Annotated in this window: 20 protein-coding genes; 12 read left to right on the top strand and 8 right to left on the bottom strand. The window is 72.4% G+C overall.

Annotation, left to right across the window (positions count from 1 at the left end):
- Positions 1–31: 31 nt before the first annotated feature.
- Positions 32–853 carry a VOC family protein gene (locus tag ACWGN5_RS12725; RefSeq protein WP_453513988.1) on the top strand — a complete coding sequence of 274 codons (822 nt, stop codon included), beginning with the start codon at positions 32–34 and terminating at the stop codon, positions 851–853.
- A gap of 127 nt (positions 854–980) precedes the next feature.
- Entirely contained in the window at positions 981–1937 is a 957-nt protein-coding gene (locus ACWGN5_RS12720; protein ID WP_453513986.1) for an SMP-30/gluconolactonase/LRE family protein, read from the top strand.
- A gap of 7 nt (positions 1938–1944) precedes the next feature.
- Here ACWGN5_RS12720 and ACWGN5_RS12715 read toward each other — a convergent pair whose 3' ends face one another.
- Together ACWGN5_RS12715 and ACWGN5_RS12710 are read right to left on the bottom strand one after the other, a co-directional pair.
- On the bottom strand, positions 1945–3129 hold the full coding sequence (locus ACWGN5_RS12715) for an amidohydrolase (RefSeq protein WP_453513983.1): 1185 nt from the start codon (positions 3127–3129) through the stop codon (positions 1945–1947).
- A complete protein-coding gene (locus ACWGN5_RS12710; RefSeq protein ID WP_453513981.1) occupies positions 3126–4574 on the bottom strand; it encodes an MFS transporter in 1449 nt (482 codons plus the stop codon). Before ACWGN5_RS12710 ends, ACWGN5_RS12715 begins: the two co-directional genes overlap by 4 nt.
- 241 nt (positions 4575–4815) lie before the next feature.
- Here ACWGN5_RS12710 and ACWGN5_RS12705 point away from each other — a divergent pair, with 241 nt between their 5' ends.
- Positions 4816–5892: an Lrp/AsnC family transcriptional regulator gene (locus ACWGN5_RS12705; protein ID WP_453513978.1), complete on the top strand. Its 1077-nt coding sequence runs from the start codon at positions 4816–4818 to the stop codon at positions 5890–5892.
- A 125-nt stretch (positions 5893–6017) separates the two neighbouring features.
- Here the strand turns inward: ACWGN5_RS12705 and ACWGN5_RS12700 are convergent, their stop codons facing one another.
- Entirely contained in the window at positions 6018–7487 is a 1470-nt protein-coding gene (locus ACWGN5_RS12700; protein ID WP_453513976.1) for an MFS transporter, read from the bottom strand.
- Between the two features lie 116 nt (positions 7488–7603).
- On the opposite strand from ACWGN5_RS12700, the gene ACWGN5_RS12695 reads away from it, so the two are divergent.
- Positions 7604–8059, top strand: a complete 456-nt coding sequence (locus ACWGN5_RS12695) for a MarR family winged helix-turn-helix transcriptional regulator (RefSeq protein ID WP_453513973.1) — start codon at positions 7604–7606, stop codon at positions 8057–8059.
- Positions 8060–8199: 140 nt separating this feature from the next.
- On the opposite strand, the gene ACWGN5_RS12690 is transcribed toward ACWGN5_RS12695, so the two are convergent.
- The 3 genes from ACWGN5_RS12690 to ACWGN5_RS12680 form a co-directional block, all read right to left on the bottom strand.
- Positions 8200–9543, bottom strand: coding sequence for an FAD-dependent oxidoreductase (locus ACWGN5_RS12690; RefSeq protein WP_453513970.1), 1344 nt, complete (start codon positions 9541–9543; stop codon positions 8200–8202).
- Positions 9540–10112, bottom strand: a complete 573-nt coding sequence (locus ACWGN5_RS12685) for a TetR/AcrR family transcriptional regulator (protein ID WP_453513968.1) — start codon at positions 10110–10112, stop codon at positions 9540–9542. Before ACWGN5_RS12685 ends, ACWGN5_RS12690 begins: the two co-directional genes overlap by 4 nt.
- Before the next feature lie 126 nt (positions 10113–10238).
- Complete coding sequence (locus ACWGN5_RS12680) at positions 10239–10631, bottom strand: YrdB family protein (protein WP_453513966.1); 393 nt, start codon at positions 10629–10631, stop codon at positions 10239–10241.
- Positions 10632–10822: 191 nt separating this feature from the next.
- Between ACWGN5_RS12680 and ACWGN5_RS12675 the strand changes: the two genes are divergently transcribed.
- The 4 genes from ACWGN5_RS12675 (at position 10823) to ACWGN5_RS12660 (ending at position 18590) form a co-directional block, all read left to right on the top strand.
- Positions 10823–13801, top strand: a complete 2979-nt coding sequence (locus ACWGN5_RS12675) for a carbohydrate binding domain-containing protein (RefSeq protein WP_453513964.1) — start codon at positions 10823–10825, stop codon at positions 13799–13801.
- Positions 13802–14022: 221 nt separating this feature from the next.
- Entirely contained in the window at positions 14023–15792 is a 1770-nt protein-coding gene (locus tag ACWGN5_RS12670; protein WP_453513962.1) for a S8 family serine peptidase, read from the top strand.
- A 200-nt stretch (positions 15793–15992) separates the two neighbouring features.
- The gene (locus ACWGN5_RS12665; protein ID WP_453513959.1) at positions 15993–16895 is read left to right on the top strand and encodes an AurF N-oxygenase family protein; all 903 of its coding nucleotides are present in this window, start codon (positions 15993–15995) and stop codon (positions 16893–16895) included.
- 33 nt (positions 16896–16928) lie between these two features.
- Entirely contained in the window at positions 16929–18590 is a 1662-nt protein-coding gene (locus tag ACWGN5_RS12660; RefSeq protein WP_453513956.1) for an FAD-dependent oxidoreductase, read from the top strand.
- Between the two features lie 60 nt (positions 18591–18650).
- On the opposite strand, the gene ACWGN5_RS12655 is transcribed toward ACWGN5_RS12660, so the two are convergent.
- Both ACWGN5_RS12655 and ACWGN5_RS12650 read right to left on the bottom strand, forming a co-directional pair.
- On the bottom strand, positions 18651–19229 hold the full coding sequence (locus ACWGN5_RS12655) for a Type-2Aa cytolytic delta-endotoxin (RefSeq protein ID WP_453513953.1): 579 nt from the start codon (positions 19227–19229) through the stop codon (positions 18651–18653).
- An 89-nt stretch (positions 19230–19318) separates the two neighbouring features.
- On the bottom strand, positions 19319–20134 hold the full coding sequence (locus tag ACWGN5_RS12650) for a LysR substrate-binding domain-containing protein (RefSeq protein WP_453513950.1): 816 nt from the start codon (positions 20132–20134) through the stop codon (positions 19319–19321).
- Positions 20135–20198: 64 nt separating this feature from the next.
- Here ACWGN5_RS12650 and ACWGN5_RS12645 point away from each other — a divergent pair, with 64 nt between their 5' ends.
- From ACWGN5_RS12645 to ACWGN5_RS12630, 4 genes are all read left to right on the top strand, one after another.
- Positions 20199–20600 (top strand): DUF5997 family protein, encoded by a 402-nt coding sequence (locus ACWGN5_RS12645; RefSeq protein WP_453513947.1) that lies wholly within the window; start codon positions 20199–20201, stop codon positions 20598–20600.
- A gap of 85 nt (positions 20601–20685) precedes the next feature.
- A complete protein-coding gene (locus ACWGN5_RS12640) occupies positions 20686–21636 on the top strand; it encodes a universal stress protein (RefSeq protein WP_453513945.1) in 951 nt (316 codons plus the stop codon).
- Positions 21637–21907: 271 nt separating this feature from the next.
- Complete coding sequence (locus ACWGN5_RS12635) at positions 21908–22408, top strand: nucleotide triphosphate diphosphatase NUDT15 (protein WP_453513943.1); 501 nt, start codon at positions 21908–21910, stop codon at positions 22406–22408.
- 97 nt (positions 22409–22505) lie between these two features.
- Positions 22506–23306, top strand: coding sequence for a VOC family protein (locus ACWGN5_RS12630; RefSeq protein ID WP_453513940.1), 801 nt, complete (start codon positions 22506–22508; stop codon positions 23304–23306).
- Positions 23307–23400 lie beyond the last annotated feature (94 nt).

Genomic DNA, 23400 nt, shown 5'->3' with positions numbered 1-23400 from the left:
AAGGGGCGCACGGACTCAGGACGACGAGGAGGTGGTGCCGGTGTCGGGGCCGACGACCGGGGACGCGGTGGGAGCACCGTGCTGGCTGAATCTGTCCGCGCACGATCTGGAGGCGGCGCAGCGCTTCTACGGGGCGGTGCTCGGGTGGACGTTCCGGCGGGGCGCCTTCGGCGACGCGTACATGGTGGGTGAGCGGGACGGGGTGCCGGTGGCGGGGATCGCGGCACTGGACGCGGAGCCGGCCGGGCCGGTGGCCTGGACGGTGTTCTTCGCCGTGGAGGACGCCGACGCGGCGGTGGCGCGGATCCGGGAGCGCGGCGGCACGGTCGGGGTCGGCCCGCTGGCGTATCCGCCCCGGGGGCGGGCGGCGCTCGCGACGGATCTGGAGGGTGCGCTGTTCGGCGTGTGGGAGGGGCGTCTGGTCTCGCGCTGGCACGTCGGCGAGCGGCGGGCGCCGGCCTGGGTGGAGCTGCACACCCGCGACGCGTTCGACGCGGCCGTGTTCTACGGCGGGGTGCTCGGCTGGGCGGACGGGGCCGAGGGTGGCACCGAGGTGTCGTACGAGCACGAGGGGGTGGTGCTGCGGCGGGGCGGCGAGGCCGTCGCTCGCCTCGACAGCGGTCCGGTCGAATCCGAGTCCCCCCGCCCGCAGTTGCGGCCGCGGTGGCTGGTCCGTTTCCGGGTGCGGGATCTGGCGGCGGCGCGGGAGGCGGTCCTGGCGCACGGCGGGTCGGTGGTGCCGGGCGGCGAGTGGGCCGGGGTGCGGCCGCCGGGCGGCGACGACGAGCGGAGGCTGGTGGTCCGTGATCCGGAGGGGGCGCTGTTCGCCGTGGAAGCGGAGGACGAGGGCTGAGGCGGGCCATGTGATCCACAGCTCTCCGTTCGAAAGCTCCTTGTGTCGACCGTAGATGATCCTGCAATCTTCGTCTTGCGCAGGATCAGGTTCGGCACAGGTGATGGCTTCACGAAGGGAAGGGCCCATGAGCGGCGAGCGCCCCGAGCTGTACGAGATGTTCGACGAGCGGTTCCTCACGGGACGGTGCGTGTACGGCGACGACTCGCTGGAGGTCCTTTACACGGGCTGCCGTTGGGCCGAGGGGCCGATCTATCTGCCCGCCTGGCGGCAGCTGATCTGGAGCGACATCCCGAACGACCGGCTGCTGCGCTGGGACGAGGAGACGGGCGCCGTCTCGGTCTTCCGCCGCACGGCCGGGCACACCAACGGCAACACGCTCGACCGTGAGGGCCGGTTGATCTCCTGCGAGCAGGGCAACCGGCGCGTGACCCGCACCGAGCACGACGGCACCGTCACCGTGCTCGCGGACCGCTGGCAGGGCAAGCGCCTGAACAGCCCGAACGACGCGGCGGTGAAGTCCGACGGCTCGATCTGGTTCTCCGATCCGGACTTCGGCATCACCAGCGACTACGAGGGTCACCTCGCGGAGAGCGAGATCGGCTCCAACAACGTCTACCGGATCGATCCGGACACCGGCGAAGTGCGCCTGGTGTCCGACGAGTTCGCCGCCCCGAACGGTCTCGTCTTCTCCCACGACGAGACGCTGCTCTTCGTCTCCGACACCCGGGCCGGCCTCATCCGGGTCTTCGACGTCCGCGAGGACGGCACGCTCTCCCCCGGCAAGGTCTTCGCCGACGCCTCGGCCCGCGCGGAGGCCCGCTTCGACAACCTGCGCTTCGACGCCGACGGCCGCCTCTGGGCCGCCGCGATGAGCGACGGGGTGCACTGCTACGACCCCGACGGCACCCTGATCGGGCGGCTGAACGTCCCGGAACCGGTCGCCAACATCTCCTGGGGCGGCGCCAAGCGCAACCGGCTCTTCATCGCCGCCCAGACCAGCCTGTACTCGGTCGTCATGAGCGCCACCGGCACCCACCCGACCGGCCCCGGCCGCCGTCCCTGGCTGGGCACGGCGGCCTGAGGGTTCTTCAGTTCGCGGCGGCGCGGGCGGCGACGCGGGCGAGGAGCCGCTCGCGCTGGGCCGGGTCGGTCGCCAGGTCGATCGCGGTCCACGCCATGGCCAGGCCGCCGTCGAGGACGGCACGGTCGGCGGCGGCCGTGGTGCCGTACCGGGTGAAGTCCGGGTGGTGCATGATCGTGTCGCCGCAGTCGTACCCGATGGACGGGTGGATCGTCGGGACGAGGTGCGAGACGTTCCCCATGTCGGTCGAACCGCCGCGCAGGCCGGGGTCGTTGGGCAGGACGGTGCGGCCGAGCGCCTCGGCGGCGGCCTGGTAGCTCCGGCCCATCGCGAGGTCCTGGCGGAGGTCGGCGTAGTCGTTGCCGACGGTCTCCAGGAGGAGCTCGGCGCCGGTGGCGAGGGCGCCGGCCTCGAAGCAGGCCCGGACCCGCGCCTGGAGTTCGGCGAGTTCCTCGCTGGTGCCGGCGCGGACGTCGTACGTCGCGGTGGCCCGGTCCGGGATGACGTTCGCCGCGTCGCCGGCCGAGGTGACGACGCCGGAGACGACGGCGCCGGGGACCATCTGCTGGCGGTGGGCGGCGATCGCGACCTGCGCGATCATCATCGCGTCGGCGGCGTTGACGCCCCGGTGCGGCATCGCGGCGGCGTGCGCCGGGACCCCGCCGTACGTGACGGAGAGGCTGCTGATGGCCAGGGTGGAGAGGCCCACGGCGTCCTGCGGCGCGGCGTGCACCATCATGGCGGCGGCCACGTCGTCGAAGGCCCCGGCGCGGAGCATGTCGACCTTGCCGCCGCCCGACTCCTCGGCGGGGGTGCCGAGGAGCGCCACGGTGAGGCCGAGGTCGTCGGCGAGCGGCGCGAGCGCGAGGGCGGCGGCCACGGAGGCCGAGCCGTTGACGTTGTGCCCGCAGGCGTGGCCGATGCCCGGGAGCGCGTCGTACTCCGCGCAGATCGCGACGACCAGGTCGCCGGTGCCGGCGGTGGCGCGGAACGCGGTGGGCAGTCCGTACGCCTCGCGGGTCACGTCGAATCCGGCGCGCTCGACGAGGTCGGTGATGCGGCGGGCCGCGCGGTGCTCCTCGTAGGCGAGTTCGGGGTCGGCGTGCAGGGCGTGGCTGAGCCCGACGACCGCTTCCTGGTGGCGGGTGAGGACGGCCCGGCTGTGGTGGCGGGCCGTGGCGGTCGTCGTCATCGGAGGTCCTTCGACGGGGTGCGGTAGAGGAGGGAGGCGGCGCCGCCGGCGACGGAGATCACGGCGCACAGCACCCAGGAGGTGGTGTAGGCGCCGAGGTCCGGCAGGGTGTGGCCGGCGGGGGTGCGCCCGGCGAAGACGGTGAGGACCGCGGCGGCGCCGAGCGAGCCGCCGACGTTGATGATCAGCTCGTTGATGCCGGAGCCGACGGACGTCCGGTCGTGGGGGACGGACTCGACGGCGAGGGTGCGCGTGGAGTGCTGGAGGAAGCCGTTGCCGAGTCCGGCGAACGCCGTGCCGAGGAGGAAGACCGGCGCCGAGGAGTGGACGGCGAGGACGACGCCGTATCCGAGGGCCATCAGGGCGGAGCCCGTGACGAGGGTGAGCCGGTCGGTGATGCGGGCGGCGACGGCGGGGGCGGCTAGCGCGCCGAGGGCCATGGCGAGCAGGTTGGGGAGCATGGCCAGGCCGATGACGACGGGGCTGTAGCCGAAGCCGTACCCGGTCTCCTCGGGGCTCGTGCCCAGGAAGACCGGGTGGGCGATCTGGAGTCCGAGCATGCAGAAGCTGAAGGTGAGCGTCACGACGGAGACGACGACCACGTTGCGCCGGGCGAACATCCGGACGTCGATCATGGGCTCGGCGGTACGGAGCTCCACGAGCACCCACAGGGCGGTGACGACCACGCCGCCGACCAGGGTGGCGAGGGTACGGGGGGAGGTCCACTCCCAGCCGGGGGTGCCGCCGAGACCCAGCGCGAGCATCAGGGCGACGAGGCCGACGGAGAGCAGCACCGCCCCGGCCCAGTCGACGGAGCCGCCGGGGCGGGCGTCCGACTCGGGCAGCAGGGGCCAGGTCACGGCCAGCGCGACGCTGGCGCCGATGGCGGGCACCCAGAGGGCGGCGGTGGGGCTGTCGACGGTCGCGGCGATGAAGCCGCTGGACAGCAGGCCGAGGGTGAGGCCGCCGATCAGCGCGGCGACCATGAGGCTGATGCCGCGGCGGCTCTCCGCGTCGCCGCCGTCGGGGCGGTTGCGGAGGATGCCGACGAGGAGCGGGAAGAAGCCCGCGATGGCGCCCTGCAGGATCTGGCCGGCGAGCAGCACCGGGAAGGAGCGGCTCAGACCGACGAGGACGGAGCCGGCGACGACGATCGCGAGGTTCCAGCGCAGCAGACGGCGATGGCCGTACAGGTCGCCCATGCGGGCGAGGACCGGCGTGAACGCGACGCTCGCGAGCAGGTTCGCGATGCTGATCCAGTTCAGGTCCGCCGCCGTGACCTTCAGGGTGTCGGTCAGGCCCTTGAGCAGCGGGGAGAGGAAGCCCTGGGTCATGCCGCTGGAGAGCTCGACGAGCGCGACCGAGGCGATGACCGCGCCGGCGGGCACGGGACGTACGGCTCTTCTTCGTCCGGGGGCGGTGCGGGTACCGGCGTCCGTCGTCATACGTACTACCTCTTCGGGAGGGCCGCGGGGGCTCGATGGGGAAGGGGGGCCGCCCGGCGGGTGGGGTACGGGGGCGGAAGATGCACCACAATGTGGCGAGCGAACCCCACTTCGGGCAAGAGTTGACCCCTAAGACGGCCGAATGCGGCAGAGGGCGGGGCGTCTCCGGCGGATTCGGGCACGAGGGGGATGTCTGGAGCGCCTTCGGGCGGGGCCCGGGGCCGGGAGGAGAGGAGGCGGCATGACGGAGGAGCGGGTGGTGCGGCGCGGCGACGGAGCGGGGGCCGGGCGCGGGACCGGGCTTGGGTCCGGCGCCGGGGCCGGGACCGGCCCGGGTGCGGGTGCTCCCGGGCCCGGCGGCGGACTCGACGCGCTGGACCACGGGATCCTGAAGGTCCTGCACCGCGATCCCCGCGCGCCCTTCGCGGAGGTCGCCGCGGCCGTCGGGGCGCACGAGCGGACCGTCGCGCGCCGCCTGGAGCGGATGACCGCCGACGGGCGGGTCGCGTTCGTGGCGGCGCTCATCCCCGAGTACCAGTACGAGGGGGTGACCGCGGAGATAGCCGTACGGTGCGCGCCGGGCCGCGTCCACGAGGTGGCGCTGACGCTCGCCGCCCTGGACGAGACGCGGTCCGTGGAGGTCGCCACCGGGGCGCTCGACGTGTTCGTCGAGCTCCACGCGCCCGGCCACGACGCGCTGCTCACCCTCGTGGACACGGTGATCGGCCGGCTCGACGGGGTCGTGGACATCCACTCGGCGGTGGTGCTCCGGCTGCTGCTCACTGCCAGCGACTGGGCGCCGTACGACGACGAGCCCACGGACGTACGGCGGCATGCCATCGAGGGGACCGCGCTCCCGGAGCCGCCCGTCGTGGACGAGCTCGACCGCCGGCTCGTCGAGCTGCTCCGGCGCGACGCCCGCATGTCGACGACCCGCCTCGCGCGGGAGCTGAGCGTCGGCGAGACGACGGCCCGGCGACGGCTGGCCCGGCTCACGGCCTCGCACGTGCTGCATCTGCGGCTGCACGCCGACCCGGCGGTCCTCGGCTATCCGGTGGAGGCGCGGTTCCGGCTCGGGGTGCCGCACCGGGGGCTCGATCCCGCGATCCGGCTGCTCGCGCGGGAACCGGCCCTGCGGCATCTGGTGGTGACGAGCGGCGGGACGAGCCTGCTCGGGTACTCGAGCCATCGCGACACCCGGGACTTCCAGGAGTTCACGGCCCGGGTCTTCGCGCGCCTGGAGGACGTGACGTCGACGGAGACGGCCCTGCTGATGCGGACGTACAAGAGGGCGGGCTTCACGGCGGTGCAGGACTGAGGACGGGCCGGGACCGGCGGGACGGCCGGCGGGGGTGACGGCCGAGGGGGCGGCACCGGACAGAGCGGCACCGGAGAGGGCGGCAACCGGCCGCGGGGCCGGGCGCCACCCCGTCGTCGGCGCCGTCAGGCCGTCGTGGCCTCCGAGGCCGCGCGCGGGCCCGCCCCGGGCCCGGCGCCCCGGGCGTCGGCGGGAGCCGGTGCCGGGGCCTTCGCCGGGATGAGCGCGGCAACGACCGCGGCCACGAGGCCGACACCGCAGCCGATGAGCATCGCCACGCGGAAGCCGTCCTCGGAGGGCAGCGCGTGCCCGCCGAGGGTGGTGGTCATCTGGGCGAGGACGACGCCGATGACGGCCGCGGAGACGGAGGTGCCGATGGAGCGCATCAGGGTGTTGAAGCTGTTGGCCGAGGCGGTCTCCTCCTGCGGCACCGCGCCCATGATGAGCGCCGGCATCGCCCCGTACGCGAGTCCGACACCGGTGTTGCAGATGAGGGTCACGGTGAGCAGGCCCCAGGTGGAGCCCATCAGGGCGAGGGAGGAGCCGTAACCGGCGGAGATGACGAGCGCGCCGACGGAGAGCGTGACCTTGGGGCCGCGGGCGGCCGACAGCTTGGCGCCGAGGGGCGCGAGGATCATCATCATGAGGCCGGCCGGGGCCATCCAGAGGCCCATGGCCATCATCGACTGGCCGAGTCCGTACCCGGTCGCCTCGGGCAGCTGGAACAGCTGGGGGACGACCAGGGACTGCGCGTACATGGCGAAGCCGACGAGGACCGAGGCCGCGTTCGTCATCAGGACGACCGGGCGGGCGGTGACCCGCAGGTCGACGAGCGGCTCGGCGATGCGCAGCTCCCAGGCGCCCCAGGCGAGCAGGACGACGGCGGCGACGGCGAAGAGGCCGAGGGTGGTGGCGCTGCCCCAGCCCCAGGTCGCGCCCTTGGAGACGGCGAGGAGCAGGGCGACGAGCCCGGTGCCGAGGCCGAGGGCGCCCGGCACGTCGAAGCGGCCGGGGGCGTCGGTGCGGCGGCCCGCGGGGACGACGCGCCAGATCAGGAGGCCGACCAGGAGGCTGAGTCCGGCGGCGACCCAGAAGAGCACGCGCCAGCTGGCGTTCTCGGCGACGGCGGCGGAGAAGGGCAGGCCGAGGGCGCCGCCGACGCCCATGGAGGCGCTCATCAGGGCGATGGACCCGCCGAGCTTCTCGGGCGGGGAGACGTCGCGGAGCAGGCTGATGCCGAGCGGTACGACGCCCATGCCGAGGCCCTGGAGTCCGCGTCCGACGATCATCGGGACGACGGAGGAGGCGAGCGCGCAGACGACCGAGCCGGCGACGAGCGGGATCACGGAGGCGAGCAGGACGCGCCGCTTGCCGAGGGTGTCGCCGAGCCGGCCGGCGACGGGGGTGGCGACGGCTCCGGCGAGGAGGGTGGCGGTGATCACCCAGGAGGCGTCGGATGCGGTGGTGTCGAGCAGCTTGGGGAGGTCGCCGATGAGCGGCACCACCAGGGTCTGCATGAGCGCGGCCACGATGCCGGCCATGGCGAGGACGCCGACGACGCCGCCGGGGCGGGCGTCGGGCTTGGAGCCGTCCACGGGTTCTCCCTCGGTACTTCTTCGATGGGTCGATGCTTGTGCATCATGCACATCGATTGCAGCATGCACAAGCTGTGCATGCTGCACACGACCGTGCGACAGGAGAGAATGCCCTCATGGACAAGCCCACCCACCTGGTCGAGTTCGAGAGCATGCTCATCGGACGGCACGCCCTCCTGTACGGGCCCCGCTCCCGGGCGGCCGGCGGTCAGCTCGACCGCAGCGCGTACGTGCTCCTCACCCGCATCCGCATGCACGGGCCGATGTCCATCGGGCAGCTCAGCGAGGCGTTCGGACTCGACGCCTCCACCCTCAACCGGCAGACCGCCTCGATGCTGCGCGCCGGGGTCGTGGAGCGCATCCCGGATCCCGACGGCGGCATCGCCCGCAAGTTCCGCATCACGGAGGAGGGCGAGCGCCGCCTGGAGGCCGACCGCACCTCGAACGTCGAGGGTCTGGAGCGCGTGATGGAGCACTGGTCACCCGAGGACGTGACCCGCTTCGCCGCCTACCTCGAACGCTTCAACCGGGACATCGAGAGGCTCGAAGGCCGCCCCTGGCCCCGGCCGTGACCGGACTGCCCGGTGGGACAGGGCCGGTCGAGCGGCGGGCGCGGCGGTGGCGCCGCCGATGTCGCGGTTGACCCTCCAGGAACAGTCGGTCGCGCGGCTCGTCGCCTTCAGGGTCGACAAGGGGAACTCCCGGTGGGCGGTCAGTCCGAGAAGATCGCGCGGCGCAGTGGGGGGATGACGCCGCACAGCCGGAAGAACGTCCGTGCGATGGTTCGGACCGCGCTGCTGGGCAGGGCCGCCAGGCGCAGGTACATGGTTGCGGCTCGCACGGCGGCGAAGCCGTTCTTCAACATCGCGCGCTCGTACTCGGCGATGGCGGGGAGCAGTTCAGCCTCCCCCCGGTCGACCGCGATCAGCGCACGGCGCAGCACGTCGGCGTCGTACAGCGCGGCGTTGCCGCCGAGACCACCGACCGGCGGCATGGAGTGGGCGGCATCGCCCAGTACGGTCACGTTGCTGGTCGGCCAGGGCTTCATCCGCTCGGCAGTGGCGAAGTCGAACTGCTCGATGGTGTCCGCAGGCGTCTCGGCGATCAGCTTGCGCAGGTCGGGATGCCAGTTCGTCAGGCGGGAGACGACCAGCTCGCGCATCCGTCGTCCGCGCCCGCCCGCTGAGGCGTCAGGCGGGACGGCGGGCAGCGCGCGCCGGTGGGCGACGTAGGCCCACATGACGTAATCGTCGTCCCTGGCGTCCTTGACGAGGAGATCCGGGTCCAGGCCTGCGGCCCGCATCTGGTCGCCGACGCGTTCGGCGGTGGTCCCGTCCGTCTCCCGGCGGCGGAATACCGCCGTGAACAGGAAGTCCCGCTTCGGCAGGAACATGTTCTTGCTGCTGATCAGCTCTTCGGGCAGCCATGCCGACCCGTCGCCCAGCGGAAGTTTGCCGCCGATCCCGACGCCGGGTGCGGGGGTCCGCCGCGCGTGCGGCAGAAGCTGCCGCCGCACGCGCGAGTTGGCTCCGTCCGCGCCGACCAGCACGTCGCCGGTGGCGGAGGTCCCGTCGGCGAAAAGGGCGGTGGCGGTGCCGTCGGCGTTCTGCCGGTAGCCGGTGATCTCCTTGCCGAAGTGGACGATGTCGTCCAGTCCGGCGAGCAGTAGCCTCCGCAGCGTGACCCGGCTGACCGCGTGCGTCAGTTCGGACGGGTCAAGCCCTGCGGGCGGGACGTCTTCCCGCATCAACAGCCGTAGCTTCTCGGTGAACACCCCCATGCCGGGCCCGGGATCACCGGCGGTGGCCACCAGGATGTGCCAGAGGTGCGCAGGCAGGCAGTCGTGCAGCGCCCGGCTGCCGACCGGTTCGATGTTGAGCCGGTATCCCTGCGTCCGTGCATCGGAGTCGGCGTCTCGTTCGTACACTGCGACGTCGATCCCGGCGGTATGCAGGCCCTGCGCCAGGCACAGGCCGCCGATGCCTCCGCCGATGATGACGACCTGGAGTCGACGTGTGGACATGAGATGTTCCTCCTGGGGGCCGGCTGGAATCAAGCGCGGATCAGCAGCTGTTCGAGGAGTTCGAGGACGTCTCCGGCGCGGCCGGAAGCCAGGCTCGCCCCCTTGACGGTGGCGATGACCAGCTCCGCTCCCGTCGCCGGATCGACACCGGGGGCCAGCGCTCCGACAGCCGCGGCCTCGGTCAGCAGAGCGTGCAGTGAGTTCCGCCAGCCCTCTTCCTGGCCGGCGATGATCTCCCGCAGGTCGGGGTCGCGCCGGGCCCGCAGATCCAGTTCGCGCAGGACGATGTGGAGTTCGGGCTCGTCGACGATCTTCTGGCCGAGCGTGGCCAGGTGGTGCCGCAGGCGCTCGACGGGGCTGCCGTCCGGCGGTGTGGTCGACCGGAACTGCTGGGTGGCGTGGTCGACGACCGCCACCACCAGGTCCTGTTTGGTGGGGAAGTGGTGGTGGATCGACGAGTGGTCGATGCCCAGCTGGGCGGCCACGTCCCGCATCCGCAACCGTTCGAACCCGCCTTCGGCCAGACATCGGTACGCCGCCTGCACCAGAGCGTTCCGACGCTCCGGACCGGCCGGTGGCCTACCTCGTCGCGTCGCCGCCATGCCCACCTCCATTAATCCACCAACCACTTGGTGGATTAAAATCGGCGCGCTGACGCGAAGTCAATCCCCCTGGTGAGGCAACCCGCGGCGGACGCCTGGGGGACGGGGCCCCGTTCGCGGAGGCGGTCAGGCGCCGCGATGCATCGCGGCCTGCCGGTCCGCCGTCGCCAGGGCGGTGTTGACCAGGGTCACGGCGGCGAAGACGACGGCCCACACCGGCCGGTCGACAGCGAGGAGCGCGAGCGCCGCCGCGCCGAACACCAGGGCCTTCACCAGCAGAACACCCGCGAGCGGCACCCGGAACCGCGCCCTGGGCGCGGCGAACAGGCCCCAGACGACGGCCGCGACGGCCGGTGCGGCGATCGCGAGCAGCAGCCGGAGCACCACGTTCTCCGCGCTGTCCCATCCCCACCAGGCCAGTACGGCCAGGGCGGCGAGTTCGAGCAGGAACGCCAGGCCTTCGTTGAGTACGTGCAGCGGCGCGGGCAGTTTCACCGGAAACCTCTCGACGTCGATCACGCGTGCGACCGCCCGCGACCGCCCGAGTATAGAAACCGCTTCCGTCAGAAGTCTTTACCTCCGGCCCCGGCGGCGGTAACTTCCGCCCGACGCAAGATGTTTCAGAAACTTTCCGACAGCGTTTCCAACGGTGCCGATCCCCCGTCCCCCCACCGGCCCGTTCGGAACGCACCTCCGCCTGGAGACATCAGATGAGCCGCACCCCCCTCCGCCTGCCCGGACGCCCGGTGGCCGTCCTGGCCATGGCCGCCGGCCTCCTGGGCCTGCTCGCCGCGCCACCCGACGACCCGTCGCCCCGGACCGCCCCGGTCGCGGCGGCCGCCGAGAGCACGGCGACGGTCTTCTACTGGACGAAGACGAAGAACTGGGCCGCCTATAACCTGCATTACGCCCCCGACGGCGGCTCCTGGACCACGGTCCCCGGCGTCGCCATGGAGCCCGCCTGCACGGACTGGGTGAAGAAGACCGTCAGCCTCGGCACGGCCGCCGGTCTCCAGGCCACCTTCAACAACGGCAGCGGCACCTGGGACAACAACGGCGGCCGCAACTACGCCCTGGGGACGGGGAACATCACCGTCAAGGACGGCGTCGTCGCCCACTCCGACCCCTGCGGGAACACCACGCCCGCCCCCGCGGCGAAGGCGACCGTCTACTACTCCACCGAGGCGCTCGGCTGGTCCACCGCCAACATCCACTACCAGCCCGCGGGCGGCGCCTGGACCGCCGTCCCGGGCGTCGGCATGCAGGCCGCCTGCGCGGGCTGGTGGAAGCGGGAGATCGACCTCGGGCCGGCCTCCTCCCTCAAGGCCGCCTTCAACAACGGCAACGGCACCTGGGACAACAACGGCGGCTCCGACTACACGATCGGCACGGGCGTCTCCACCGTGCGGAACCGGGTGGTGACGGCGAACGCCGCCGACCCGTGCGCCGCGACCCCGCCCGACACCCAGGCTCCCACCGCCCCGGCCCGGCTCACCGCGACCGCCGACGGCGTCTCGGTGCTGCTCGCCTGGGACCCCGCCACCGACGACCGGGGCGTCACGAAGTACCAGGTCACCCGGGTCGGAGGCAGCGGCGGCACGGTCGTGACCGACGTCGGCTCCACGGTGTACTCCGACACCGGCCTCGCCGAACGGACCGCGTACACCTACACGGTGAGGGCCGTGGACGCCGCCGGGAACGTCTCCGCGGCCTCGGCCGCCGCGAGCGCCACCACCGGCGACCGGCCGGCCACACCCGCGACCGGGAAGCCGCTCGGCACCGACCCGCGCAAGGACCCGATCTACTTCGTCCTCACCGCCCGCTTCAACGACGGCGACCCTTCGAACGACCGGGGCGGCAGCCAGCACGTCAAGTCCGGCAACGCGGCGAACGACGACCCCATGTTCCGGGGCGACTTCAAGGGCCTCATCCAGAAGCTCGACTACGTCAAGGGCCTCGGGTTCTCGGCGATCTGGGTCACCCCGGTGGTCCTCAACCGCTCGGACTACGACTACCACGGCTACCACGGCTGGGACTTCTACAAGGTCGACCCGCGCCTGGAGTCGGCCGGCGCCTCCTACCAGGACCTGATCGACGCCGCCCACGCCAAGGGCATGAAGATCTACCAGGACGTCGTCTACAACCACTCCTCCCGCTGGGGCGCCAAGGGCCTCTTCGTCCCGACCGTGTACGGCGTGCGGGACAGCCAGTGGAGCTGGTACTACGACGAGAAGCAGCCCGGCTTCGAGTACGACGGCCTGACCGTCGACGCGAAGAGCGGCAAGGCGTACTACAACGGCGACCTGTGGTCGACGGCCGAGCCCACCGGCAACACCTGCGTGAACTGGGGGAAGCCGACCGGCGGGAAGAGCGCCGAGGGCTACACGGTCTACAACTGCCAGTGGCCGAGCCCCACTTCGGGGATGTTCCCGAAGGACCTCTACCACCAGTGCTGGATCGGCAACTGGGAGGGTGAGGACGCGCGTTCCTGCTGGCTGCACGAGGACCTGGCGGACTTCGACACCGAGAACGCGACCGTCCAGAACTACCTGATCGGCGCCTACAACAAGTACATCGACATGGGCGTCGACGGATTCCGCGTCGACACGGCCGTGCACATCCCGCGCACCACCTGGAACCGCCGCTTCCTGCCCGCCATCCAGGAGCGGGTCACCCAGCGCCACGGCGCCGAGGCCGCGAAGAACTTCTTCGTCTTCGGGGAGGTCGCCGCCTTCGTCAACGACAAGTGGAACCGCGGCTCCGTGAACCACTCGGCGCAGTTCTACACCTGGAAGGAGCGCAAGGAGTACGACGCCGACGACGCCAGGGCCGCCCTGGAGATGTACGACTACGAGCAGCAGCAGGGCACCGGCAACCAGCCCACCTCCACCAACGCGTTCCTCGCCGGGAACAGCTACCACACGCCCGACCACAGCCGGTTCTCCGGCATGAACGTCATCGACATGCGCATGCACATGAACTTCGGTGACGCTCAGAACGCCTTCTCCAACGGCAAGGACTCCGACGACAGTTACAACGACGCCACCTACAACGTCGTCTACGTCGACAGCCACGACTACGGGCCGAACAAGTCGAGCGAGCGGTACGCCGGCGGCACCGACGCCTGGGCCGAGAACATGTCCCTGATGTGGACCTTCCGCGGCATCCCGACGCTGTACTACGGCTCCGAGATCGAGTTCCAGAAGGGCCGGAAGATCGACTGCGGGCCGACCTGCCCGCTCGCGACCACCGGCCGCGCCTACTTCGGCGAGCACCTCGCCGGCTCCGTCACGGCCTCCGACTTCTCCCAGGTCTCCTCGGCGAGCGGCCAGGTCGCGACCACCCTCGCACAGCCCCTGGTCAAGCACGTCCAGCGGCTCAACCAGATCCGCCGGGCGATCCCCGCGCTCCAGACGGGCCAGTACTCCACCGAGGGCGTCTCGGGCGGCATGGCGTTCAAGCGCCGCTACACCAGCGGCGCGACGGACAGCTTCGCCCTCGTCACCGTCTCGGGCGGCGCCACGTTCACGGGCGTCCCGAACGGCACGTACACCGACGCCGTCACCGGCGACGTCCGCACGGTCGCCGACGGCACCCTCTCGATCGCCGCCCCCGGCAAGGGAAACCTCCGGGTGTACGTCCTGAACGGCCCCGGCAGGATCGGCACGGCCGGCCCATACCTCAAATAGGAGCAACTGCCGACGAGGGGGCGAAGGAACGGAAATCGCCCTCTCGTCGCCATGTTCAAGTCAAGATTTTGTTACGCGAACGGGCTTGTCGGACAGAAGGCTTCCTTCCGCCCCGTTTGTCTGCGATCTTGCGTCCACCCCACACAACACACGGCCCGGCCGGCGCCACCCGCGCCACCGGGTCATCGGAGGACGCATTGTTTTCCCAGATATCCGGCCGCATGAGACTCGCGGCGACGGCCCTCGGTACGACCCTGGCGCTCGCGGGACCCGTCTCCCTCGCCCAGGCCGCCCCGCTCGACAACGAGCCGCTCGCGGCGTTCACCGCGACCGCCCCGTCGAACGCCACCGCGGCCGCGGCCGCCTGGGCCGCCGGCACCCGCGCCTACCTGGTCATCACGACCCCGGGCGACACCAGCGCCGTCCGCACCGCCGTCGCCAACAACGGCGGCTCGGTCTTCGCCTCGTACGACGCGATCGGTGTGATCGTCGCGCACTCGACCTCCGCCTCCTTCGCCGCCACGATGCGCGGCGTCTCCGGCGTCCAGAAGGTCGGCGCGACCCGTACCTCCGACGTCCCCGCCGACGCCTACAACCCGGCGCTCCCGGCCAACCCCTCGCAGGCCACCGCGCCGACGACGGAGCCCGTCCGCTCGGACATGACCCAGATCAAGGCCGACCAGGCCTGGGCCGTCAACCCGGGCTCCGCCTCGGTCAAGGTCGGCATCCTGGACACCGGCGTCGACGACCAGCACCAGGACCTGGCGCCGAACTTCAACGCCGCCGACTCGGTCTCCTGCGCCTACGGCAAGACGGACACCCGCGCCGGGGCCTGGCGTGACGTCGACCAGCACGGCACCCACGTCGCCGGCACGGTCGCGGCCGCCAAGAACGGCAAGGGCGCCATCGGTGTCGCGCCGGGCGTGAAGATCTCCTCGGTGCGCATCGCCGAGCCGGGCACCACGCTGTTCTTCGCGGAGAACACCATCTGCGGCCTCGTGTGGGCCGGTGACCACGGCTTCAAGGTCACCAACAACAGCTACTACACGGACCCGTGGCAGTTCAACTGCCCGAACGACCTCGACCAGGCGGCCATCCTGGAGGGCGTGGGCCGCGCCCAGGCGTACGCCGAGGGCAAGGGCTCGCTCCAGGTCGCGGCGGCCGGCAACTCCAATGTCGACCTGGCCAACAAGACGACCGACTCGTCGAGCCCGAACGACTCGACGCCGGTCACCCGGACCCTCACCAACGACTGCCTCGACATCCCGGCCGAGCTGCCGGGCGTCGTCACGGTCGCGGCGAACGGCACCAGCGGCACCTCCAAGGCGTCCTTCTCCAACTACGGCAGCAACGTCATCGAGGTCTCGGCCCCCGGTGAGTCCGTCTACAGCACCGTCCCGGGCGGCAAGTACTCCTCGCTGAGCGGCACCTCGATGGCCTCCCCGCACGTGGCGGGCGTCGCCGCGCTGCTCGCCAGCGCCAACCCGGCGTACACCCCGGCGGACATCCGGGCGAAGCTCGGCGAGCAGGCCACCGACCTGGCCTGCCCCTCGGACGCCCGCTGCACCGGCACCACGGCGAAGAACAGCTTCTTCGGCGAGGGCCGCGTCGACGCCCTGAAGGCCGTCGGCGGCTCCACCCCGCCGGCCGGGGCGTACTTCGAGAACCTCACGGACGTCGCGATCGCGGACAACTCCACGGTCGAGAGCCCGATCACGGTCAGCGGTGTCACGGGCAACGCGCCGGCCACCCTCAAGGTGGGCGTCGACATCAAGCACACCTACATCGGTGACCTGAAGGTCGACCTGGTGGCCCCGGACGGCACCGTGTACACCCTGCACAACCACACGGGCAGCGGCACGGACAACATCCTCCAGACGTACACGGTCAACGCCTCCTCGGAGGTCGCGAACGGCGTCTGGAAGCTCCGCGTGAACGACAACGCGGCCCAGGACACGGGCCGGATCGACGCCTGGAACCTGACCTTCTGACCTCGCGCACCCCGGGACGGGGCCGGAGCCGCCACGGCTCCGGCCCCGTTCGCGTACCCGGGGTAACTCCTGCGGAAGAAAGTCCGTACCGAGGGGTAGGCCTCCCGGGGACCCTTGCTATACGTTCCGTCTAACAAGCTTGCTAGACGCGATGTCTAACAAGCCTCCGAGCCGCCCGCGCGACCCCGAGGAGCCGCACCATGGCCAGCAGCACCGTCCGCCCCGACAACGAAGACCACGACGTCGCCGCGCGCCTGCTCCTGTCGGCCGCGAAGCTCTCGTACGACCCCGCCGCCGAGGTCGACTGGGACACCCCCCTCGACAAGGACTTCCACGGCCAGAGCCCGGAGTGGAACAGCCTCTACGGGACCGCCTACTGGAACGAGATGACCGAGGAGCAGCGCAAGGAGCTGACCCGGCAGGAGTCGGCCTCGGTGGCCAGTACGGGCATCTGGTTCGAGATGATCCTCCAGCAGATGGTGCTGCGCGACATGTACGCCAAGGACCCCACCGACCCCCGGTTCCAGTGGGCCCTCACCGAGATCGCCGACGAGTGCCGGCACTCCATCATGTTCGCCCGGGGCGCCCAGAAGCTCGGCGCCCCCGCCTACCGGCCCAGGCGGGCCGTGCTCGAACTCGGCCGCGCCTTCAAGACCATCGGCTTCGGCGAGGCCGCCTACGCCGGGATCCTCGTCGCCGAGGAGGTCCTCGACGTCATGCAGCGCGACTGGATGCGCGACGAGCGGGTCGTCCCCTTCGTCCGCACCATCAACAACATCCATGTCGTCGAGGAGTCCCGGCACATGAAGTTCGCCCGGGACGAGACGCGCCGCCGGCTGGAGCACGCCGGCCGGGCCCGCCGGAACTTCCACGCGCTGGTCGTGGCCATCGCGGCGTACTACATCGTCACCAGCCTGGTCAGCCCCGACGTGTACGCGAAGGCCGGCCTCGACCCGGTGCGCGCACGGCGCGAGGCCGCCGCCAACGAGCACTACAAGGCGCAGATGCGGGCCAGCTGCGCCGGACTCATGGAGTTCCTGGCCTCGGCCCGCCTGCTGACCCGGCCCGCGCTCTTCTTCTACCAGCGCGCGAACCTCATCTGACCCCCTCCCCCGGATCCGAGCTGAGCCGACGACATGACCTACGCCATCACCCAGACCTGCTGCAACGACGCCACCTGCGTCGCCGTGTGCCCGGTCAACTGCATCCACCCGACGCCGGACGATCCCGACTTCGGCACCACCGAGATGCTGTACATCGACCCGAAGAGCTGCATCGACTGCGGGGCCTGCGCCGACGCCTGCCCGGTCGACGCGATCTTCCCGGCCGACCGGCTCACCGCGCGGCTGCGGGAGTACGAGGGGATCAACGCCGCCTACTACGCGGACCGCGAGCCCGCGCCGGTCCTCGCCTCGCCGACCTTCCACCCCTGGGGCGAGCCGGTCTTCGACCGCTCGATCCCCGCCGACTTCGCCCCGATCCGCGTCGCGATCGTCGGCACGGGACCGGCCGGCATGTACACCGCCGAGGACCTCCTGCTGCACACCAACGCCGAGGTGACGCTGATCGACCGGCTGCCGGTCGCCGGCGGTCTCGTCCGGTACGGCGTGGCGCCGGACCACCCGGCGACCAAGGGCGCCGGGGAGACCTTCGCCCGCTTCCACGCCCACCCCCGGGTCCGCATGCGGCTCGGCGTCGAGATCGGCCGGGACGTCACCCCCGAGGAACTCGCCGCGCACCACGACGCGGTGGTCTACGCGGTGGGCGCGCCCTCCGACCGGCGCCTCGGCATCCCCGGCGAGGACCTGCCGGGCAGCGTCTCGGCGACCTCCGTCGTCTCCTGGTACAACGCGCACCCGGAGACCGGCGCGGACGCCGTGCGGCCCTCCGCCGAGCGGGTCGTCGTGGTCGGCAACGGCAACGTGGCCCTCGACGTCGCCCGCGTCCTCGTCTCGGACCCCGAGGCCCTGGCCCGTACGGACATCGCCGACCACGCGCTCGCCGCGCTGCGCGACGCCCGGGTCCGCGAGGTGGTGCTGCTCGGCCGCCGGGGCCCCGAGGACGCCGCGTACACCACCTCCGAACTGCTCGCCCTGAAGCATCTGCCCGGGGTCGACCTGGTCGTCGACGACGCGGATCCGCGCACCGGCGCGGCCATCGACGAGGCGCAGGCGGGGGCGAAGGCCGCGCTCCTGCGGGGCGTGGCCCGGGAGGCGGTGGACTGGACGCGGGCGCCCGCGACGGAGGGGCGCCGGATCGTGCTGCGCTTCCACTCCGCCCCCGTCGAGGCGCTGGGCACCGACGCCGTGCGGGCGGTCCGGGTGACCCAGGACGGTTCGGCGGCCGGTACGGAGATCGGGGCGGGGCTGCTCGTCCGGGCCGTCGGTTACCGCGGAGTGCCGCTCGCGGGGCTGCCGTTCGACGAGGCCAGCGGCACCGTGCCGCACGAGGCGGGCCGGGTGGCGGGGCTGCCGGGCAGCTATGTCGTGGGCTGGGTCAAGCGGGGGCCGTCCGGGGGCATCGGGGCCAACCGGGCGTGCGCGGAGGAGACGGTCGGGACGCTGCTCGCGGACGCGGTCGCCGGGGCGCTGCCGAAGCCGACGGGCACGTCCCAGGAGTTCCGGCGGCTCGTGCGGAGCCGCAGCGGACGGGGTCTCGTCGACGCGCGCGGTCTCGCCTCCATCGACCGGGCGGAGCGGGCGCGTGGCCGGGACGCGGGGCGACCCCGGGTCAAGCTCGCCACGGTGCCGGAGCTCGTCGCGGCGGCGCGGGGCAGGCGGCTTGGCCTGCCGGGCTGAGCTGTTCCTCCGTGGGGGATCCGGCCCGGGACGGCGGGCCGGTACGGGTCACCCGTACCTTCAGACGGAGACGCTCAGGGCCTGGCGGACCACGATCGCGTTGAGCCGCACCGCGAAGGGCACGATGTCGGTCAGTTCGAGCGCGAGGGTCCGGTCCTTCGGCAGCTCGACGGTCACGTCGACGCAGAAGGCCAGGGCGTACATGTGGTCCCCGGTCTCCTCGTCCTGGAGGGCGAAGAACAGGTCCCGGTAGAAGCGGGTGCGGTCCGCGGACTCCTCGTAGAAGGAGAGTCCGGGCTGCCCCTCCTGCGCGGCGAGGCCGGTGAAGGCCTGGACGAGCTCCCGCTCGACCGTGGCCCAGAAGCCGGCCTCCGCGCACTCCGGCGGCAGGGCCTGGCGGACGGCCTCCTTGAGGGAGAGCACCATCACGAGGACGGGGGCGTGCTCCTGGAGCCCCCAGCCCCGGACCATCTTCACCACGTCGCTGTCCGGGACGGCCGAGGCCGCCTGGTGGATCGCCTCGAAGTCGAAGTTGACGGTCGCCGGGGCGATCGCCTCCTGGAACACCCGGTCGATGGACCGGGCCTGGTCGAGGTGGTCCGGTGCCACCTCGACGACGGTCCTGAAACTGGCGGCCAAAGCTCCTCCTGGATGATCTCGGTGATCAGGAGGGGTCAGTATGCCGAGCCGCCGGGGGCCGGGCGCGGGGCGTCCGCCGTGCGGACGGTTCAGCCGCGGCCGCGCCGCGGCTTCCCGCTCCGGCCGGAGCCCGCGCCGCCCTTGCGGGAGGCGGCGGGCTTCCCGCCGGTACGGGACCCGGCGCCCGGCTTCCCCGCGGCACGGGGCTTCGCCGACCGCGCCGGCTTCTGCTCCCGGGGCTGCTTCTGGCCCTTCTTCTCCTCGGCGCGGCGGCCCCGGGTGCTGTTCACGGTGCGGCCGCGGACGATGCCGATGAACTCCTCCACCAGGTCGGGCGCCTCGTCCGCGGCGGGCCAGGACAGGGCCACCCGCGACTGCGGGACGCCGACGAGGGTCCGGTAGGTGAGGTCCTTGCGGTGGTGCAGCCGGGCCAGCGACTGCGGGACGGCGAGCACGCCGACGCCCGCGGCGACCAGTTCGATCGCGTCGGCGGTGGTCGCGGGGCGCTCCATGGCGGGGCGGCCGGGCGGCTGCTCCCAGCCGAGGGTGTCGTCGAGGGGGTGCAGGACGAGCTCCTCGGCGAGGTCCTCCGCCGAGACCTCCTCGACCGCCGCGAACAGGTGGTCCTTGGGGATGACGACGACCGTCGTCTCCGTGTAGAGCGGGATCGCGCTGAGGTCGTCCCGGTCGACCGGCAGCCGGACGAGGCCCGCGTCGGCGGCGCCCTCCCGGAGCGCGGCGAACGCCTCGGCCGGGGTCACGGCGTGGAGGGTCAGGGGCACGTCGGGCAGGCGCTCGTTCCAGATCCGCACCCACTTCGCGGGTGTCGCTCCCGGCACGTAGGCGAGCCGGAAGGAGGAGGGGGAAGTGGGGGTATCCGCGGGGGAAGCGTCCGAGCCTGTCACCCCGCCAGGTTACCGGTAGCTGCCGTGGTCGGAGCTCGGCCGCATGCTCGATACCCTTGACACCATGACGTCGCACCAGAACACCCAGACCATGAAGCCCGCGACCGCGGCGAAGAAGCTGGGTGTGTACCTCGAGGCCACCCCCGCAGAGTTCCAGGAGGGTGTCGTCTCGCGCGCCGAGCTGAACGAGCTCCAGGCCAACCCGCCCGCCTGGCTCCAGGAGCTGCGCAAGAACGGTCCGCACCCCCGCCCGGTGGTCGCGTCGCGGCTGGGCGTCTCCATCGCCGGTCTCGCGCGCGGTGGCATCACCGAGCCGCTGACCACCGAGCAGATCCAGGAGCTCCGCGAGGAGTCCCCCGAGTGGCTCCAGAAGGAGCGGGCCACCCAGGCGGAGGTCCGCAAGGAGACCGTCCGCATCATGGAGCGCAACGAGGAGCGGGCGCGCAAGCAGCAGCAGGGCGCCTGATCCTCCCCATCCCGCGCCGGTCCGGTCCGAAGCAGTTCGGGCCGGACCGGCGTGGCGTTTCTGCGGGTGCGGGAGTCATTCCCCCATGAGTGACACCAGCACCGCGTACGAGCCGCCGGTCGTCGTCGGCGTGGACGGCTCGGAGCACAGTCTCCGGGCCCTGGAATGGGCGCTGAGCGCCGCGGAGGGCCTGGGGGCGCCGCTGGTGGTGGCCCATGTGCGCTCGGAGGCGCTCCAGCTGGGCGCCGCCCGTATCGCCTCCCTGGGCAAGACGCCGGAGCTTCCCGACACGGTCACGCGGGCCGTACGGACGGTGGTCGAGGAGCGGGGGCACCGCGTTCCGGTGCGGTACGAGTCGCTGGACGGGTCCGTGACGGACGCGCTGCCGGAGGCGGCGCGGGGCGCGCGGCTCCTGGTGACCGGTTCCCGGGGGCACGGCGGCTTCGCGAGCCTGCTCCTCGGCTCGACCAGCCGGACGCTGGCGACGACGGCGCCCTGTCCGCTGGTCGTCGTGCCGCACGAGGCGCGGGCGGCCGCGCTCCAGGACGGGGCGGAGGCGGGCCGGGTGCTGCTCGGGCTGCACCCGGAGGAGACCTCGGACGAGGTCCTCGGCTTCGCCTTCGAGGCGGCCCACCACCGGGGCGTACCGCTGGAGGTGGTGACCTCGCTGCGGCTGCCGCCGCCGCAGGGTGCGCTCCTCGCGGCTCCTTCGCCGGCGCTCCAGGTGCCGCCGCCGCTGCCGCTCGCGGACGACGCGGAGGAGCTCGTGAAGGAGGCGGGGCGGGAGCAGGAGGAGCGGCTGCGGCCGTTCGCGGAGCGGTGGCCGGGGGTGGAGCTGGTGCCGGTGGTGGTGCCCGGGGACGCGGCGGGCCGGCTGGTGGAGGGTTCCCTGGAGGCGGGCCTGGTGGTGGTGGGGCGCCATCAACGGCACCACCTGGGGACGCTGCTCATCGGTTCCGTCGCCCACGCGGTGCTGCATCACGCGCACTGTCCGGTGGCGGTGGTGCCGCCTGCCGGGGCCGGGTCCCGGACATGACAGTCCCCGGCGGTCCGTGTCGGTTCGCGCGGTCGTCGGCCGTCGCCGACGGCTCCGTGCCCGACCGGCCCCGCCGGGGGCCTGGCCAGAGCCGAGATCAGGGTCACGCGGGCCTTCGGACGTCTCCGTCGGCGGGTGCGGCTCTCTCCGGTTGTCCGGTGTAAGAACGAGTGTCCTCCCTTTTTCGCCCGTTTCAAGAGGTTTCTCCTTTTTTGTTACGTCGGGGATCGCGCACGGCCCGACTGTCGGTGGCGCCTGGTACACAGGGCCCATGACGACCGCAGATCACGCCGCCACCGCCCGCCGCAACGTCCAGCCGCCGTCCGCCGGGGCCTCGCTCGGCGCGGGGGTCGTGGTGACCGACGAGGCCGGCCGGGTGCTCCTGGGCCTGGACCGCTCCGGGGTGTGGGAGCTGCCGGGCGGCAAGGTCGAGCCGGGCGAGTCGATCGAGGAGGCGGCGGTGCGCGAGCTGGCCGAGGAGACCACCCTCCTCGCGGACGCCGCCGACGTGGAGGTCCTCGGGCTGCTCATGGACACCGTGACCTCGGCGCGGCTGACCCGGATGACGGCCGCCACGGCCGTGCGCGGCTTCCGGGGCGTCCCCGCCGTGGCGGAGCCGGAGAAGATCGAGCGCTGGGAGTGGACGGACCCGGACCGGCTGCCGGAGGCCCTGTTCCTGCCGTCGGCGCAGGTGCTGCGGCTGTGGCGGCCCGACCTCCCGATCCCGGACGGACCGTTCCACCGCTATGCCCTGAGCCGGCTTCCCGGCTGAATCCCTGAGCTGTGGTGCGTCACCGCGCGGGCCCCGGCGAGCGTGGCTAGCGTGGCCAGAGGAACACGTCATCGAATCGGAAGTGGGAGTCACCGTCATGGCCGCACGACCTGAAGGCACGCCGGTCTGGACCGACGCGATGTTCACCGACGTCGAGGGCGCGAAGACGTTCTACGGCGATGTGCTCGGCTGGACCTTCGGCGAGTCCGCCTCGGAATACGGCAACTACACGCAGGCGTACAAGAACGACAAGGCGGTCGCGGCCGTCGTTCCACCGATGCCGGGGCAGGACGGGGAGCCGCAGTCGGCCTGGTGTCTGTACTTCGCCTCGCCGGACGTCGCGGCGACGGCGGAGAAGATCCGGGGCGCGGGCGGCACCGTCCTGATGGAGCCGATGCAGGTCGGCGACTTCGGCTCGATGTGCATCGCGCAGGATCCGTCGGGCGTCACCTTCGGCGTCTGGCAGGCCGGTGAACACGAGGGCTTCGAGCGGGAGGGCGAGCCCGGTTCGTACGCCTGGGCGGAGATCTTCACGCGGGAGCCGGCGAAGGCCGACGCCTTCTTCACCGAGGTCTTCGGCTTCGGTTCCCAGAAGCTCAAGGACGAGCACATGGACTACCGGGTCTTCGACCTGGGCGGTCCGCGGCCGGTGCTCGGGCGGATGGTGATGACGGCGGAGGACTTCCCGGCCGAGATCCCCTCGTACATCCAGATCTACTTCGCCGTCGACAACTGCGACAAGGCGGTCGAGCGGGCCGAGGCGCTCGGCGGTCGGAAGGTGTTCGGGCCGATGGACAGCCCCTTCGGCCGGTTCGCGGCGATCGTGGACCCGCAGGGCGCCGCCTTCGCGGTGATCGACGAGAAGACGACCGTCGGGGACATGCCCGAGTTCGAGTGAGCGGTGGGGGGGGGCGCCCCCGGGGGCCCCCCCCCCCGGGGGGCCGCGGGGTGGCGGGGGGCGGCCGAGGGCGGGTATAAGCCCACCGAAGCGG

It is taken from the genome of Streptomyces sp. NPDC055815, assembly GCF_053616475.1.
This window is presented reverse-complemented; position numbering and strand designations above follow the sequence as displayed.

Excerpts from the sequence above, each read along its gene's own strand:
- ACWGN5_RS12720 (WP_453513986.1), top strand. The coding sequence starts at position 981 with ATGAGCGGCGAGCGCCCCGAGCTGTACGAGATGTTCGACGAGCGGTTC.
- ACWGN5_RS12715 (WP_453513983.1), bottom strand. The coding sequence starts at position 3,129 with ATGACGACGACCGCCACGGCCCGCCACCACAGCCGGGCCGTCCTCACC.
- ACWGN5_RS12710 (WP_453513981.1), bottom strand. The coding sequence starts at position 4,574 with ATGACGACGGACGCCGGTACCCGCACCGCCCCCGGACGAAGAAGAGCC.
- ACWGN5_RS12705 (WP_453513978.1), top strand. The coding sequence starts at position 4,816 with ATGACGGAGGAGCGGGTGGTGCGGCGCGGCGACGGAGCGGGGGCCGGG.
- ACWGN5_RS12695 (WP_453513973.1), top strand. The coding sequence starts at position 7,604 with ATGGACAAGCCCACCCACCTGGTCGAGTTCGAGAGCATGCTCATCGGA.
- ACWGN5_RS12685 (WP_453513968.1), bottom strand. The coding sequence starts at position 10,112 with ATGGCGGCGACGCGACGAGGTAGGCCACCGGCCGGTCCGGAGCGTCGG.
- ACWGN5_RS12675 (WP_453513964.1), top strand. The coding sequence starts at position 10,823 with ATGAGCCGCACCCCCCTCCGCCTGCCCGGACGCCCGGTGGCCGTCCTG.
- ACWGN5_RS12670 (WP_453513962.1), top strand. The coding sequence starts at position 14,023 with ATGAGACTCGCGGCGACGGCCCTCGGTACGACCCTGGCGCTCGCGGGA.
- ACWGN5_RS12665 (WP_453513959.1), top strand. The coding sequence starts at position 15,993 with ATGGCCAGCAGCACCGTCCGCCCCGACAACGAAGACCACGACGTCGCC.
- ACWGN5_RS12660 (WP_453513956.1), top strand. The coding sequence starts at position 16,929 with ATGACCTACGCCATCACCCAGACCTGCTGCAACGACGCCACCTGCGTC.
- ACWGN5_RS12645 (WP_453513947.1), top strand. The coding sequence starts at position 20,199 with ATGACGTCGCACCAGAACACCCAGACCATGAAGCCCGCGACCGCGGCG.
- ACWGN5_RS12640 (WP_453513945.1), top strand. The coding sequence starts at position 20,686 with ATGAGTGACACCAGCACCGCGTACGAGCCGCCGGTCGTCGTCGGCGTG.
- ACWGN5_RS12635 (WP_453513943.1), top strand. The coding sequence starts at position 21,908 with ATGACGACCGCAGATCACGCCGCCACCGCCCGCCGCAACGTCCAGCCG.
- ACWGN5_RS12630 (WP_453513940.1), top strand. The coding sequence starts at position 22,506 with ATGGCCGCACGACCTGAAGGCACGCCGGTCTGGACCGACGCGATGTTC.